Annotated in this window: 13 protein-coding genes; 8 read left to right on the top strand and 5 right to left on the bottom strand. The window is 67.1% G+C overall.

The window, feature by feature from the left end; all coding sequences use genetic code 11:
- Positions 1 to 2: 2 nt before the first annotated feature.
- The 3 genes from AB4Y44_RS12785 to AB4Y44_RS12775 all read right to left on the bottom strand — a co-directional run bounded on the left by AB4Y44_RS12785 (position 3) and on the right by AB4Y44_RS12775 (position 4,257).
- On the bottom strand, positions 3 to 1,556 hold the full coding sequence (locus AB4Y44_RS12785; RefSeq protein WP_368699748.1) for a sugar ABC transporter ATP-binding protein: 1,554 nt from the start codon (positions 1,554 to 1,556) through the stop codon (positions 3 to 5).
- Positions 1,543 to 2,802, bottom strand: coding sequence for an ROK family protein (locus AB4Y44_RS12780; protein ID WP_368699747.1), 1,260 nt, complete (start codon positions 2,800 to 2,802; stop codon positions 1,543 to 1,545). Before AB4Y44_RS12780 ends, AB4Y44_RS12785 begins: the two co-directional genes overlap by 14 nt.
- A 327-nt stretch (positions 2,803 to 3,129) precedes the next feature.
- Complete coding sequence (locus tag AB4Y44_RS12775; RefSeq protein WP_368699746.1) at positions 3,130 to 4,257, bottom strand: MBL fold metallo-hydrolase; 1,128 nt, start codon at positions 4,255 to 4,257, stop codon at positions 3,130 to 3,132.
- Between the two features lie 88 nt (positions 4,258 to 4,345).
- Between AB4Y44_RS12775 and AB4Y44_RS12770 the strand changes: the two genes are divergently transcribed.
- The 6 genes from AB4Y44_RS12770 to AB4Y44_RS12745 all read left to right on the top strand — a co-directional run bounded on the left by AB4Y44_RS12770 (position 4,346) and on the right by AB4Y44_RS12745 (position 8,920).
- Complete coding sequence (locus tag AB4Y44_RS12770) at positions 4,346 to 4,963, top strand: TetR/AcrR family transcriptional regulator (RefSeq protein ID WP_324141231.1); 618 nt, start codon at positions 4,346 to 4,348, stop codon at positions 4,961 to 4,963.
- 92 nt (positions 4,964 to 5,055) lie between these two features.
- Positions 5,056 to 5,409, top strand: a complete 354-nt coding sequence (locus AB4Y44_RS12765; protein ID WP_069269060.1) for a YciI family protein — start codon at positions 5,056 to 5,058, stop codon at positions 5,407 to 5,409.
- 150 nt (positions 5,410 to 5,559) lie between these two features.
- Positions 5,560 to 5,982 (top strand): YciI family protein, encoded by a 423-nt coding sequence (locus AB4Y44_RS12760; RefSeq protein ID WP_342922844.1) that lies wholly within the window; start codon positions 5,560 to 5,562, stop codon positions 5,980 to 5,982.
- Positions 5,983 to 6,012: 30 nt separating this feature from the next.
- Positions 6,013 to 6,435 carry a VOC family protein gene (locus AB4Y44_RS12755; RefSeq protein ID WP_342922843.1) on the top strand — a complete coding sequence of 141 codons (423 nt, stop codon included), beginning with the start codon at positions 6,013 to 6,015 and terminating at the stop codon, positions 6,433 to 6,435.
- On the top strand, positions 6,432 to 7,736 hold the full coding sequence (locus tag AB4Y44_RS12750) for an RNA polymerase sigma factor (RefSeq protein WP_368699745.1): 1,305 nt from the start codon (positions 6,432 to 6,434) through the stop codon (positions 7,734 to 7,736). Before AB4Y44_RS12755 ends, AB4Y44_RS12750 begins: the two co-directional genes overlap by 4 nt.
- Positions 7,737 to 7,849: 113 nt before the next feature.
- A complete protein-coding gene (locus AB4Y44_RS12745) occupies positions 7,850 to 8,920 on the top strand; it encodes a hypothetical protein (RefSeq protein WP_368699744.1) in 1,071 nt (356 codons plus the stop codon).
- A 15-nt stretch (positions 8,921 to 8,935) separates the two neighbouring features.
- On the opposite strand, the gene solA is transcribed toward AB4Y44_RS12745, so the two are convergent.
- Positions 8,936 to 10,093: an N-methyl-L-tryptophan oxidase gene (solA, locus tag AB4Y44_RS12740; RefSeq protein ID WP_368699743.1), complete on the bottom strand. Its 1,158-nt coding sequence runs from the start codon at positions 10,091 to 10,093 to the stop codon at positions 8,936 to 8,938.
- 134 nt (positions 10,094 to 10,227) lie between these two features.
- Positions 10,228 to 11,253: a LacI family DNA-binding transcriptional regulator gene (locus AB4Y44_RS12735; RefSeq protein WP_368699742.1), complete on the bottom strand. Its 1,026-nt coding sequence runs from the start codon at positions 11,251 to 11,253 to the stop codon at positions 10,228 to 10,230.
- Positions 11,254 to 11,459: 206 nt separating this feature from the next.
- On the opposite strand from AB4Y44_RS12735, the gene AB4Y44_RS12730 reads away from it, so the two are divergent.
- Both AB4Y44_RS12730 and AB4Y44_RS12725 read left to right on the top strand, forming a co-directional pair.
- Entirely contained in the window at positions 11,460 to 12,596 is a 1,137-nt protein-coding gene (locus AB4Y44_RS12730; RefSeq protein ID WP_368699741.1) for an ABC transporter ATP-binding protein, read from the top strand.
- Between the two features lie 112 nt (positions 12,597 to 12,708).
- Positions 12,709 to 13,974, top strand: a complete 1,266-nt coding sequence (locus AB4Y44_RS12725) for an extracellular solute-binding protein (RefSeq protein ID WP_342922825.1) — start codon at positions 12,709 to 12,711, stop codon at positions 13,972 to 13,974.
- The last annotated feature ends 15 nt before the right edge of the window (positions 13,975 to 13,989 follow it).

Here is a 13,989-nt window from a genome sequence, read left to right as displayed (position 1 = left end):
GGTCAAGCGGCTTCGTCGAGCGGGTGCTGCGAGCCGGTGGCGAGTTCGATGATCGCTTCCTGGCTGATGGGTTTGCCGGTGTAGCCGCCGAGCTCGCCGGCGAACAGGCCTTCGCGCATGACGAGCACGCGGTCGGCCACGCCGATGATCTCGGGCAGTTCGCTCGAAATCACGATGATGCCCACGCCGGTTTTGGCGAGGTCGTTGATGATGCGGTAGATCTCGGACTTCGCGCCGATATCGACGCCGCGCGTGGGCTCGTCGAGAATCAGCACGCGCGGCTTCGTTTCCAGCAGGCGCGAAAGCAGCACCTTCTGCTGGTTGCCGCCCGAGAGCGCGCCCACGTTCACGCGCGCACTCGGCACGCGAATGGAGAGCGAGCGGATGGCTTCCTTCGCGCGCTCGCCGCCGCGCGCGAGGTCGAGCACGCCCATGCGCGCGTCGCGCCCGGCCACGGCGACGTTGATGTTGTCGCGCACGCTCATGTCGAGAAAGAGGCCCTGATGCTTGCGGTCTTCGGTCAGGTAGACGAGGCCCGCGTTGATCGCGTCGCGCGGCGTGTGCACGTTGAGGTTCTTGCCGTCGATGGCGATCTCGCCCCGCACGCGCGGTTCCGCGCCGAAGATGAGGCGCGCAAGCTCGGTGCGGCCCGCGCCCACGAGGCCCGCAATGCCGAGCACTTCGCCCGCGTGCAGGTCGAGGCTGCAGCCTCGCACGCGCTTGTCGTCGGCCACATCGCGCACGGTGAGCACGACCTTGCCCGGATCGTACGGTGCGTGCGCCTTTTTGTAGAAGCCCGAAATATCACGGCCCACCATCATGCTCACAAGGCTTTCCGCGTTGAGCGCGTCGCGCATGAGCGTGCCCACGTAGCTGCCGTCGCGCAGCACGGACACGCGGTCAGAAAGCTCGTACACCTCGGCCATGCGGTGGCTGATGTAGATGATCGCAAGCCCTTCGTCGCGCAGCTGGTTGATGAGCTTGAAAAGGTGTTCCGTTTCGCGCGAGGAAAGCGGCGTGGTGGGCTCGTCCATCACGATGATGCGTGCGTCGCTATGCACGGCGCGTGCGATTTCCACCAGCTGACGCTCGGCGATGGAAAGCGAGCCGACCAGCGTGGTGGGCCCGAAGCTCGCGCCGAGGCGCTTGAGCACGTCTTCGCAGCCGCGTTCCATGGCGCGCCGGTCGACCGTGCCGAAGCGGCGGCCGCCCTTGCGCAGTTCGCGGCCCGCATGAATGTTCTCCGCAACGGAGAGATTGGGCGCGAGGCTCAGCTCCTGATAGATCACGGCCACGCCCAGCTCGCGCGACGCATGCGGCCCGTCGATCACGACCGGCTTGCCCTCGATGAGAATCTCGCCGCCGGGGTCGGCCTGGTAGGCACCCGAGAGAATCTTCATCAACGTGGACTTGCCCGCGCCGTTCTCGCCCATGAGCGAGTGGACCTCGCCGGGGTAGACGGTGAGGCGCACGTTGTCGAGTGCGCGCACGCCGGGGAAGGTCTTGGTGATGCCCCGCATTTCCAGCAGCGGCGGCGTGGACTCAGAGGGCGACATGGCTCTCCTCCTGCGCTTGAGCGTAAGTTTGTGCGCCGGCGCCCATGAGGATGCCCGCGCGCGGCGAAAAGTTGAAGAACATGGGGAGCGTGGCCGCGCCGAGCGCCCCCGCATCGGGACCGAAGGTGCCGCGCACCAGGGCGGGCGTGCCGCGCGCCGCGGGCGCGGTGGCCGCGACCGCGAGGCGCAGGCGCTGCATGAGCGTGTCGATGAGGCCCGCGTCCACGTCGGCGTCGAGCACCACGGCGGGCACGTCGAGCACGCAGAACGCCGAGCGCAGCGCCGGGGCGAGCGCATCGATGCAGTCGTCGAGCCATTCCTGCACGCCGGGGTGGCCGCGCGCGATGCACGCTTCCAGATCGGCGCGGCTATCGATCGTCTCGCCGCAATACTGCAGATGGCGGCGCAGCGCGATGAGCGACGCGCGCGACAGCAGGATGTCCCACTGGCCGTGCGGCTTGTGCGCCGAGGGCAGGCGGCTCGGCGGCACGGGCATCACCGCGAAATCGCCCGCGTTGCCGGTGAGGCCGCGCACGCAGTCGCCGTCGATGGCGATGCCGCCGCCGATCGCCGCACCGAGAAACAGGTAGAGGAAGTCGTCGCGCTGGCGCCCGCAGCCGTAGAAGATCTCGGCGATGGCGGCCGCGTTGCCGTCGTTTTCGCTGAACACGGGCAGCGCCGTGGCGCGCGCGAGTTCGCCCGCGAAATCGATGTCGTTCCAGACGCGGAAGGTATCGGCAGGCAGGCCCAGTTCGCGCAGCCAGCTGCCGAGGTTGTACGGTTGCGCCACCCCGATGCCGGCGAGGCGGCTGCGTTCCTCGCTCGTGAGGAAGCCTAACAGCTCGGCGATGTCGCGCTGCACGATCTCCTGCGCGACCGAGGGTTGCGGCAGCAGCATGTCGCGCGAGCGGCGCTCGATCATCTGGCCCGCGAAATCCACGAGCACGGTTTCGATGTTGGTCCGGTCGAGCCGCACGCCGATGGCGAACGCGCCGCGCGGCGAGAGGCGCAGGAGCGAGGCGGGCTGGCCGCGCTGGCCGTCGCGGCGGCCGCTCACCTCGATCAGGCCATTGGCCGTGAGCGACGTGATGATGGTGCCCACCGCGGTGCTCGTGAGATTCGCGAGACGCGCGAGATCGGCCTTCGACGCCTCGCCCGCGCGACGCAGCGCCTGCAGCAGCAGGCGTTCGTTGAAGCGGCGGACGTTGGCGGAATTGCTGCCCTGACCGACATGCGGACTTCTCACGTGTCTCCTCCTGTCGATCCGGAGTTGGCGCTTGAGCGCTGACTCCGGTCCCATGCAAAGCTAAAAAGAGGGGTCGGTCTGGAACTGCGTGACCGACTAAATAAATCAAGTTGATTTATTTAATGCCAGAAACCGGGGGCTGTCAGCCTGGGGAAATCCCGTTAAGGGTAAAGGCGCGGGATGAAGGACGCCGGCGCGATGCGGGCCCTGATGCAAAAGCTTAGGAGACTTTTGCCGCGAAGGGGAAGAAGCGGGGAGCGAGCAGCGGCCGTACCCGCGCGCGTTCCTATCGCGTGCGGGCTGTCGAGGGAGATGTGGGGCTGGGTGTTACGAGCGCGCCTCGCGCGCATCGCGGCAAGCGAACCACCGGCGCGCCGTGCGCGGCGGCTCAGTGCTTTCCGCCACCTCGCGCCACCAGCGCTCCCCGCGGTGCGGCTCGGCCAGGTCGAGCCGCTCGCCCATGCGCGGCGTGGAGAGCGTCACGCCGCGAGCGAGTGCGAGGCCGGTCACGCGTTCGAACGGGTCCTGCCAGCGATGCATCGCGAGATCGAACGTGCCGTTGTGAATCGGCACGAGCCACTCGCCGCGTAAATCCACGTGCGCCTGCACCGTTTCCTCGGGCTGCATGTGGACATAGGGCCATTGCGGATCGTAGGCGCCGGTCTCGATGAAGGTCGCGTCGAACGGACCGAGCCGCTCGCCGATCGTGCGAAAGCCGTCGAAGTAGCCGGTGTCGCCGCTGAAGAACACGCGCAGGTTGGCATCGGCGATCACCCACGAAGCCCACAGCGTGCTGTTGCCGTCGAACAGGCTGCGCCCCGAGAAGTGCTGCGCGGGGGTGGCGGTGAACTCGACGCCTTCGACGTTCGCGCCTTGCCACCAGTCGAACTGGCGCACCTTCGCCCCGTCGATGCCCCATTCGATCAGCCGGTCGCCCACGCCGAGCGGCGTGAGGAACACGCCCGTCGTGGCGGCGAGCGCGAGCACGGTTTCGCGGTCGAGGTGGTCGTAATGGTCGTGCGAGAGGATCACGCCGCGCAACGGCGGCAGATCGGCAAGCGCGATGGGCGGCGCATGAAAGCGCTTCGGTCCGAAGTTCTGGAACGGCGAGGCGCGCTCGGCGAATACCGGGTCGGTGAGCCAGAAGTGGCCGCGCAGCTTGAAGAGCAGCGTCGAATGGCCGAGCCGGTAGACGCTGCGGTCGGGTGCGGCCTCGAGCTGTTCGCGCGTGAGCGCCTGAACGGGCAGCGCGCCAGCGGGCATGGTGCCGCCCGGCTTATGGAAGATCATGTTCCACATGATCTTCAGCGTCTTGCCGAGCCCCTCCGCTGGGCGCGGACGCACGTTGCGAAAGCGCTCGCCGTCGTGTTGCGGCGAGGTAGACGAGAGCTCGCGGCCGCGGTGTGCGGCGCTCAGGCCCAAGGTACGGCTCAGCGATGCGAAAGGCGAGGTCATGTCGGCGGCTGCCTTTGGAAACAGGAAGTAGACTGCACAGTGTAGTTTATTCTGGCGAAAAGTAAACTGTCTGGTGTAAGATTTGGGAATGGATTGCATCCCCGCCACCCCTCAGCGCCTGACCGACCGCAAGCGCGCCGCCATCGTCGCGGCGGCCATCGACGAATTTCTGGCCTCCGGCTTCGACGCCACGAGCATGGACCGTATTGCGGCGCGCGCGAGCGTCTCGAAGCGCACGGTCTACAACCATTTCCCGAGCAAGGAGGCGCTGTTCGCGTCGATCCTGTGCCAGCTCTGGGACGCGAGCGCGACTGCTGACGCGCCGGCCTACCGCGCAGGCGAGCCGCTGCGCACGCAACTCGTCGAGTTGCTGATGCGCAAGCTGCGGCTCCTGAACGACGAAGCGTTCTTCAAGCTCGCGCGCGTGGCGATTGCGGCGGGCATCCATTCGCCCGAGCGCGCACGCGACATGGTGGCTCGCATCGGCGAGCGCGAAGAGGACCTCACGGTCTGGGTGCGCGCCGCCGCCGCCGACGGCCGCCTGAAAACGACCGATCCGGCATTCGCCTCCCAGCAACTGCACGGCATCGTGAAGGCGTTCGCCTTCTGGCCGCAGGTCGCGATGGGCCAGCCCCCGCTCGACGACGCGCAGCAGCGCCAGGTCGCCGAGTCGTCCGCCGATCTCTTCCTCGCGCGCTACGCGTGAGCGCCTGACCGCGCGCGGCCCCGACGCGCAACGGTTCTTCTGGAATAGACTCTTGCCTTTCAGGATCGCAGGCTGACTGGGAGGACACGTTCATGCCATTCATGCTGCTCATCGCCGAGCCGCGCGGCCAGCGCGAGACGCGCGCGCCATCCGAAGGCGAGGCGCTCTACGCGCGCATGGTCGCGTTCGCCGATGAACTCGCCGCCGAGGGCAAGCTGATCGACGCGCACGCGCTCACCTCCGACACCGGCGGCGCGCGCGTGCAGGTGCGCGAAGGCCGCGCGAGCATCATCGATGGCCCGTTCGCCGAGGCGAAGGAAATGATCGGCGGCTTTTTCCTTGTCGATTGCGCTACGCGCGACGAGGCACTGGCCATCGCGCAGCGTTGTCCCGCGGCGCAATGGGCGAGCGTCGAAGTGCGCGAAACCGGTCCGTGTTTCCGCTGAGGCGGCGCCTCACCAGGTAGTTTCCCCAGGCACGTAAAAAATTTGGCTGCCCGTTGTCGATTTCCGTGCGCCCAGCGCGTCGTGTTCATGAGCGCCCCCCACGGGTGCCGCTTGCTTCGAACCCCCGAACGTCACATTCAGGAGAAGACAATGCGATTCATGATCATGGTGCGCGCCAACGCGCTGACCGAAGCGGGCGAGCCGCCCGACGACGTGGAAGTATTCGCCGAGATGGCCCGCTATCACGAGGAACTGGCGAAGGCTGGCGTGCTGCTCGACGCCTCCGGCCTGCAGCCCAGCTCGCGCGGTTTTCGCGTGCACTACACGAACGGCAAGCCCACGATCGTCGACGGCCCGTTCGCCGAAACGAAGGAGCTGATTGCCGGCTATACGCTGATCCAGGTCCGCTCGCGCGACGAAGCGCTCGAATGGGCGCGCCGGTTCCCGTCGCCCTTCGGCAAGCACACCGAAGGCGAGGTCGAAGTGCGGCAGCTCTACGAACTCGACGAACTTCCGCAGTGCGAGGGCGTCGAGAGTTTTCGCCAGCTGCAGGAAGAGCGTAAGGCATCCTGAACATTGACCCGATCACATGAGGCTCCAATCATGCATAAGCACATCTTCGTCAATCTGGGCGTGCGCGACCTCAAGCGCTCGATGGACTTCTTCGGCCAGCTCGGCTTCAGGTTCGACCCGAAATTCACCAATGACCAGGCCGCCTGCATGGTGCTGGGCGAGAACATGTACGCCATGCTGCTCACCCTCGATTTCATGCGCGGCTTCACCGACAAGGCGCTCGTGGACGCCCGCGAAAGCACCGAGGTGCTGACCTGCCTCTCGTGCGTGTCGCGCGAGGAAGTGGACGGGCTCGTCGAAAAGGCGCTCGCGGCGGGCGGCAGCTCGAAGCGCCCGCCGATGGAGTGCGGCACCGACATGTACGGCCGCAGCTTCGAAGACCCCGACGGCCACATCTGGGAACTGATGTACATGTCGCCGGCGGCGGTCGAAAAGGGCGCGCACGGCTCGTGACGCAAGCGCGCGATCCTCACGACCCATTCACGGCGACGCACCGCACGGTCGAGGCCGTGTGGCGCATCGAGTCGGCGAAGGTGATCGCCCACGCCGCGCGCATCGTGCGCGACGTGGGCGTGGCAGAGGAAATCGCGCAGGACGCGTTCGTCGCCGCGCTGGAAAGCTGGCCCGCGAGCGGCATTCCCGAGAACCCCGGAGCGTGGCTCATGACCGCCGCGAAACATCGCGCGCTCGACCGGCTGCGTCGCGCGGCCTCGCATGCGCGCGCGCACGAGGCGCTGGGCGCCGACCTCGAAGCGCTCGAAGCGCACTTCGCGCCTGACTTCGTGGAGGCGCTCGACGCCGCGCGCGAGGACGAGATCGGCGACGACTTGCTGCGGCTCGTGTTCGTCGCGTGCCATCCGGTGCTGCCGAAGGAGGGACGCGCCGCGCTCACGCTGCGTCTGCTAGGCGGCCTCACCACGGCGGAGATCGCGCGCGCGTTTCTCGTGCCCGAGGCAACCGTCGCGCAGCGCATCGTGCGGGCCAAGCGCACGCTCGCGGCGGCGAAGGTTCCGTTCGAAGTGCCTCGCCTCGCCGACCTCGAGCCGCGACTTGCTTCGGTGTTCGAAGTGATTTACCTGATCTTCAACGAGGGTTACGCGGCCACGGCGGGCCCGGACTGGACCCGGCCCGCGCTGTGCGAAGAAGCGCTGCGGCTCGGCCGCATGCTGGCGGAACTCGTTCCGCTCGAGGGCGAGGCGCACGGCCTCGTTGCGTTGATGGAACTGCAGGCTTCGCGCCTGCCCGCGCGCGTGGATCGGGCCGGGCGCGCCGTACTGCTCGCCGACCAGGACCGTAGCCGCTGGGACGCGCTATTGATTCGGCGCGGGCTTGCTGCAATTGCGCGCGGTGCGGCCTGCGCCGGTGCGCCGGGTCCGTACGCGCTGCAGGCTGCGTTGGCGGCTTGCCATGCGCGCGCGCCGAGCGCGGCGGCGACCGACTGGGCGCAGATCGTCTCGATCTACGACGCGTTGTTGAAACTCGACGCCTCGCCCGTCGTGCGTCTGAATCGCGCCGTGGCGGTGGGTATGGCGCGGGGGCCGCAAGCGGCGCTCGACCTCGTCGATGCACTGTGCGTGGAACCCGCGCTGCGCCACTATCCGTGGCTGCCGGCCGCGCGCGGCGATCTGCTCGAAAAGCTGGCGCGCCATGCCGAAGCTCGCGCGGAATTCGAGCGCGCAGCTGCGCTCACGCAAAACACGCGCGACCGCGAAGTGCTGCTGGCGCGGGCGCAATCGTGCGCGCCGCGCGCTTGAGGGAGCCGTCGCCGGAGGCGTCACGCTTGCGCTTCTGGAATATCGGGGCACAACGCTTGCTACTTGTGCGCGCGAACCCACTCACTTTGCGCGGCCCGGCGCGCAGGCTTCCGATGATTTCAAAAACGACGATTCTGGCGGTTTCGTGCTCGGCCTTGCTGGGCACGGCGTGTGTGCATCTCGGTCCGACGCGCTTGCGCGCCGATCAGGTCGACTACGCAAGAGCGCTCGGCGATGCAAAAAAGCGCGGCATACTCGCCGCGGTGATCGGGTTGCGTTACGGCGACGCGCCCGCCTTTCTCTCGGTGAGTTCGATCATCGCCGCGTATCAATTCGATTCGACGGCGGGCGCCACAGGCAATCTCGGCTCGGGCGCGCAGCCGAACTATGCGCTGGCGACCGGGAATATCTCCTGGTCGAATCGGCCGACTTTCACGTTCACGCCGACCACGGGCGAGGCGTTTGCCTCCGCGTACATCCGGCCGCTCGCGCCGGAACTCATGATGCCGCTCGCCGAAGGCGGCATGCCGGTCGATCTGCTGCTGCGTATCGGCGCGCAATCGATCGGCGGGTTGCAGAACGGCAGCGCGCTGGGCGGAGAGGGCAGCGCGGGCTCGGCGGGCTTCTTCCAGTTGCTGCAGGCGCTGCGGCGCCTGCAGCTGGCCGGCGAGCTGAACGTGGAGTCACGCAGCGAGAACGGCAAGAACACGGTGTATCTCGCGCTCGGCGCGACGAACAGCGCGCAGTCGCCGCAAGTTTCGGCGGACCTGGCGCGCGTGCGCGAACTGCTCCATCTCGCGGCGGATACGCGGACCTACGAGGTCGTCTATGGGCCCTCGGCGCAGGGCGGCAATCGCATTCCGATGGTGACGCGCTCGGTGCTCGGCATCCTCACGAATATCGGCGCGCAGATCCAGGTGCCGGACGCCCAGGTGCAGAGCGGCGCGACCAAACCGACCGTCGGGCTGATTGGGGGCGAAACGCGGCCGATCATCATCGTGCACCAGGGGCCGAAGGCGCCCGCGGACGCCTATGTTGCGATCGAGTACGAGGGGACGGCGTATTGGGTCGAACGTGCCGACTTCGACTCGAAATACGCGTTCACGGTCCTGCAGAACCTCATGGCGCTCGCCGAGGCCGAAACGAGCAGCAAGGCGCCGGTCGTGACGATTCCCGCGAACTAGGCGTGAGCGGCGTCGCTACGCAAAGCGCTTGCGCGCGAACATCGCGAGGTCGATGCGGCTTTCGCCCTGGGTGATGCGCTCGGCGAGCGCCTCGCCGATCGCGCTGGCGAACTTGAACCCATGCCCGGAAAAGCCGGTCGCGATGTGCACGTTCGGGCAGGTGGGCACGCGGTCGATGATGAAATGCTCGTCCGGCGTCATGTCGTATTCGCACGCGTGGCCTACGCGCAGCTTGCCCGCGCCCGGTAAGTAGCGTTCCAGGAAGGCTTGCAGATCGCCGAAATCGCTCGGCTCGGCGCCAAATGGCGCGAGCGGTGCGTCCGCCGGGATGGGCACGCCGGTGTCGTGGCGGCCCAGCTTCAGGCCGCTGCCGTCGAGATCGGGAAACCCATAAAAGCCGCCTACTTCCGAGGCGACGAAAAAGCCCGGGAAGCGCTCCGGCGCAAAGAGGCCGGGCGCGCCCTCGAACCACGCGAACCCCTTGCGCACGCGCGTGACCGGCACCTCGACGCCCAGCGGCACGAGCAGTTCGCGAGTCGATTTGCCGGCGCACACGATCAGGTCGCGCGCGGTGAACTTTTCGTTCCGGTCGGTCCAGACGTTGACGCTTTCCCGCCCGTGACACTCGATGCGCGTGACGCGCGTATTCGTGCCCAGCGTGGCGCCGAGCGCGGTCGCGAACTGGCGGTACATGCTGATCGCGCGCTCGCAAAAGAGCACGCCCGCGCCCGGTTCGAAGTTCGCGATCTGCTCGGGCCGCAACCGCCACGCGGGCCAGCGTTTGCCGGCGGTGGCGGCGTCGAGCGTTTCGAGCGGGATGCCGTGGCTGGCGGCGCTTGCCTGCACTTCGCGCATGAACGCGTCGTCGGGCGAGCCGATATTGACGACGCCCGTGCGCACGAAAAGGGTAGTCTGTGTTTGCTGCTCGAGGTCTTCCCAGAGCTGCTGGGCGCGCAACACGAGCGGCACGTAGGCGGCGCCTTCGCCATAGGCGTGGCGAATGAGGCGCGTCGCGCCGTGATGCGCACCCTGATCGTGCGGCGGATCGCCGGCGTCGAGCAGCAGCACCTTGTTGCCGAGGCGGCTCAGATAATAGCCGGCCGCCATGCCCATCGAACCCGCACCGACGATGAGCGTGTCGAAATGTCGATTGCTTGCGTTTGTGTCCTGCATGTAGTGCCCCGTGCGCGCCGCGGCGCGCGAACGTGTGTGCGCCGCGGCCCCGCTGAGCGGGACGGCCGCGCCGTAAAGGGCATTCATTGTCGGCGCTTCGCCCGCACCTGTCGAGCGAGGCCGGGCGCGCAGGGTCAGGCCCGCGCGCGCCGCCTGCGCGGCCCCGTGGACATGCGCGTGACGAGCTCCGGCGGCGGCCCGAGCACCATGGGCGGCTGCTGGTGCGGTTCGTCGATCAGCCGGATCAGGCTGCGGATCGACAGCTCGGCTACGGCCTCGGTCTGGATCGCGACCGTGGTGAGGGCGGGGCGCATCTGATGGGCGAGCTGAATGTCGGTGATGCCGATCACGGACACGTCGTCGGGCACGGCGCGGCCCATGCTGACCAGCGCCTGAATCGCGCCGATCGCGAGCAGGTCGTTGGTCGCGAAGACCGCGCTCACGCGCGGGTGTTGCGCGAGCAGTTGCTGGCAGGCCGCGTAGCCGGAGTCGATCGAGTCGCGCACCTGCATCTGCGCCACGCCCGTGGGATCTACGCCGCCTTCGCGCAAGGCCATTCGGAATCCTTCCGAACGCGCGTCCTGCAGGCCGCCGCAGCCGTCGCCGATCAGCATGGCGATATTTCGGTGTCCCAACTCAAGCAGATGGTGCGCCGCGAGCGCGCCCGCGCGCGCGAAGTCCACGGCCACGCATGGCAGCACGGGCGGATTCTCGGGGTGCTCCCACATCGCCAGCAGAATCGGACCGTTGTGCATGGCCGAGATGCACAGTTCGTTCATGGCGATGTCGGTGTTCATCACGAGCACGCCGTCCGCGAAGGTGCCCGCGATCTGGTTCAGGTAGGCGCGGCCGATTTGCGCGTCGTCGTCAGTGTTGCAGACCATCAGGAAGTGGCCCGCCTTGCGCGCGGCGCGCTCGGCCGCGAGCACGAACTCGGGATAGAACGGGTTGGAGATGTTCGAGAGCATGAGCGCGAGCGTGGACGAGCGCCCCTGCGCCAGCGCGCGCGCATTGAGGTTGGGCCGGTAGCCCAGCTCGGCGATGGCCTGCAGCACGCGCTCGGCCGTCTCGGGGCGAACCTTCTCGCGATTGCGCAGCACGTTCGAAACGGTAGCCGCCGTGACGCGTGCGCGCCGCGCGACTTCTGACAAGGTGACCATGTCGGACCTTTCCCACATTCAGGGAAGATGATTCAAATGTTGCAATGCTGCGGCCGGGTTTGCTACTTTTCTCCCACAACATCAACGGAGACAACGAATGCGCGATTATGCCGGATTCGAATTTAAGCGGTTAAATGCCCGCTGCGCAAGGACTGCGGGACGTTTTCTGCGTAAAAATTTAAGCGCTTAAATTTCGAGGCGAGAACATGGCGACGATACAGCTCTCGGGCGTCGGCAAGCGCTACGGCGATCATCCGCCGGTGGTGCGGCGCGTCGATCTCGACATCGGGCATCACGAGTTTTGCGTATTCCTCGGGCCTTCGGGCTGCGGCAAGTCCACGCTGCTGCGCATGATCGCGGGCCTCGAGGAATTGAGCGAAGGCGAACTGCGCATCGGTTCGCGCGTGGTGACGGACGTGCCCGCCGCCGAGCGCGGCGTGGCGATGGTGTTCCAGAGCTACGCGCTCTTCCCGCACATGACGGTGTTCGACAACATCGCGTTCGGCCTGAAGATCGCGAAGGTGCCGAAAGCCGAGATCGAGCGGCGCGTGCGCGACGCCGCGCGCAGCCTGCAACTGGAGGCGCTGCTCGACCGGCATCCCAAGGCGTTGTCGGGCGGGCAACGGCAGCGCGTCGCCATCGGCCGCGCCATCGTGCGCGAACCGGGCGTGTTCCTGTTCGACGAGCCGCTTTCCAATCTCGACGCCGCGCTGCGCAGCCACACGCGCATCGAGATCGCGCGCCTGCATCAGCGCTTTACGGATGCGAGCGTCGTGTATGTCACGCACGACCAGGTCGAGGCGATGACGCTCGCCGACCGCATCGTGCTGCTGCACGCGGGCGCCGACATGGAGCGCCACGGCAGCGTGGCGCAAAGCGGCGCGCCGCTCGAGCTCTATCACCATCCGAAGTCGCGCTTCGTGGCCGGCTTCATCGGTTCGCCGCGCATGAACTTCATCGACGCGAGTGTCGACTCGGTGGATGAAGAGGGCGTGCGCGTCACGCTCGAAGGCGGACAGACGCTGCTCGCCTGCGTGGACGGCCGCACATTGCGGCGCGGCCAGCCGGTCACGCTGGGCGTGCGGCCCGAGCATCTGCGGCTGACTGGCGACGATCAATCGATTGCGTGCGCAACGGTACTCGCCGAGCGCCTGGGCGAACACAGCTATCTGCATGCGGATCATGCGGCGGGTACGCTCGTGGCGAAGGCGCCCGGAGATTCGCTGATTGGCGTGGGCGAACGCATCCGCGTGCACGTGCCGCCGCAGGCGTGCCATCTGTTCGACGCCGAAGGCGCGGCGTTGCGCCGGCTCGCGGCAGCGCATGCGCCGGCGCTGGCCTGATTGCGTTATACCCCGCCGGTAGAGCGGGTCACCAGGTCTGGCGGCGCGGGTGCCGTCAGTCGACAAAGGCAGTCCAACAGCATGTTGGATGGATCGACACAGGAGACAACAGATGTTTTCCAACCGCTTGAAAACGTTCGGTTCGCTGGCCCGCGCCTCGGCCGCCGTTGCGATCGTGGCGGCGACGGCGTTCACGAGCATGGCCGCCGACGCCGGGACGCTCACCGTCAACGTCTCGGCGCGCGCCAACCAGCGCTCGACATGGCAAGACGCCTTCGACCAGTTCAAGAAAGCCAATCCCGACGTCGACCTCAAGGTTTCCTATATCACCGAGGAGGCCTACAAGGTGCAGATGGGCGGCTGGCTCGCGACCGATCCGCCCGATGTGGTGTCGTGGCACGATGGCGAGCGCATGGCCTATTACGCCGAGCGCGGCCTGCTGGAAGACCTTTCGCCGGACTGGGCGAAGAACGGCTGGAACGAGCAGTATGCGTCCGTGAAGAGTGCGTCCACCTGGAACGGCAAGCAGTACGCCGCGCCGCTCGGCTATGACGCCTATGGCTTCTTCTATCGCAAGGACCTGTTCGCCAAGGCCGGCATCAAGTCCGAGCCGAAGACCTTCGACGAGTTGCTCGAAAGCTGCAAGAAGCTCAACGCCATTGGCGTGCAGCCCATCGCCGTGGCCGCGCGCGACAGCTGGACGCTCGCTGCCTGGTTCGACTATCTGGACCTGCGCATCAACGGCAACGAGTTCCACCAGAAGTTGATGGCCGGTCAGATTCCCTATACCGATCCGCGCGTGAAGAAGGTGTACACGACGTGGAAGACGCTGATGGACAACCATTGCTTCATGGAGAACGCGCTGTCCTACGACGTGGATTCGATCGCGCCGGTGCTCGTCAACGGCAAGGCGGCGATGATGCTGATGGGCACGTTCTTCTCGGCGAGCTTCCCCGAGAACATGAAGCAGAACGTGGGCTTCTTCCGCTTCCCGGTCATCGACGCCAATGTGCCGACGGCCGAAGACGGTCCCGTGAACGTGCTGCTCATTCCGGCGAAGGCCAAGAACAAGGCCGATGCGCGCAGATTGCTCGCCTTCATGGAAACTCCCGCGATCAACGCCGAACTCGCGCACGGCTGGGGCCAACTGCCTTCGAACAACAAGGCGGCCGAGCCTGACGATCCCATCTCCAAGGTGGGCTTCCAGACGCTCGCGAGCACGCGCGGCGGCATCGCGCAGTTCTACGACCGCGACATGCAGAAGGAAATGGCCGACGAAGGCATGAAGGCCATGCAGCAGTTCTATAGCGACCCGTCGCAGCTCGATACGCTGCTCGCGCGCCTCGAAACGACGCGCCAGCGCATCTACCACAAGTAAAGCCGCGGTGCGGCC

This window comes from Paraburkholderia sp. BR10937 (genome assembly GCF_040965695.1).
Classification (GTDB): Bacteria; Pseudomonadota; Gammaproteobacteria; order Burkholderiales; family Burkholderiaceae; genus Paraburkholderia.
The sequence above is the reverse complement of the archived record's forward strand: the minus strand, read 5'-3'. Positions and strand labels throughout refer to the sequence as shown.

Coding starts and splice junctions, on each gene's coding strand:
- AB4Y44_RS12785 (WP_368699748.1), bottom strand. CDS start 1,556: ATGTCGCCCTCTGAGTCCACGCCGCCGCTGCTGGAAATGCGGGGCATC.
- AB4Y44_RS12775 (WP_368699746.1), bottom strand. CDS start 4,257: ATGACCTCGCCTTTCGCATCGCTGAGCCGTACCTTGGGCCTGAGCGCC.
- AB4Y44_RS12770 (WP_324141231.1), top strand. CDS start 4,346: ATGGATTGCATCCCCGCCACCCCTCAGCGCCTGACCGACCGCAAGCGC.
- AB4Y44_RS12765 (WP_069269060.1), top strand. CDS start 5,056: ATGCCATTCATGCTGCTCATCGCCGAGCCGCGCGGCCAGCGCGAGACG.
- AB4Y44_RS12760 (WP_342922844.1), top strand. CDS start 5,560: ATGCGATTCATGATCATGGTGCGCGCCAACGCGCTGACCGAAGCGGGC.
- AB4Y44_RS12755 (WP_342922843.1), top strand. CDS start 6,013: ATGCATAAGCACATCTTCGTCAATCTGGGCGTGCGCGACCTCAAGCGC.
- AB4Y44_RS12745 (WP_368699744.1), top strand. CDS start 7,850: ATGATTTCAAAAACGACGATTCTGGCGGTTTCGTGCTCGGCCTTGCTG.
- solA (WP_368699743.1), bottom strand. CDS start 10,093: ATGCAGGACACAAACGCAAGCAATCGACATTTCGACACGCTCATCGTC.
- AB4Y44_RS12735 (WP_368699742.1), bottom strand. CDS start 11,253: ATGGTCACCTTGTCAGAAGTCGCGCGGCGCGCACGCGTCACGGCGGCT.
- AB4Y44_RS12730 (WP_368699741.1), top strand. CDS start 11,460: ATGGCGACGATACAGCTCTCGGGCGTCGGCAAGCGCTACGGCGATCAT.
- AB4Y44_RS12725 (WP_342922825.1), top strand. CDS start 12,709: ATGTTTTCCAACCGCTTGAAAACGTTCGGTTCGCTGGCCCGCGCCTCG.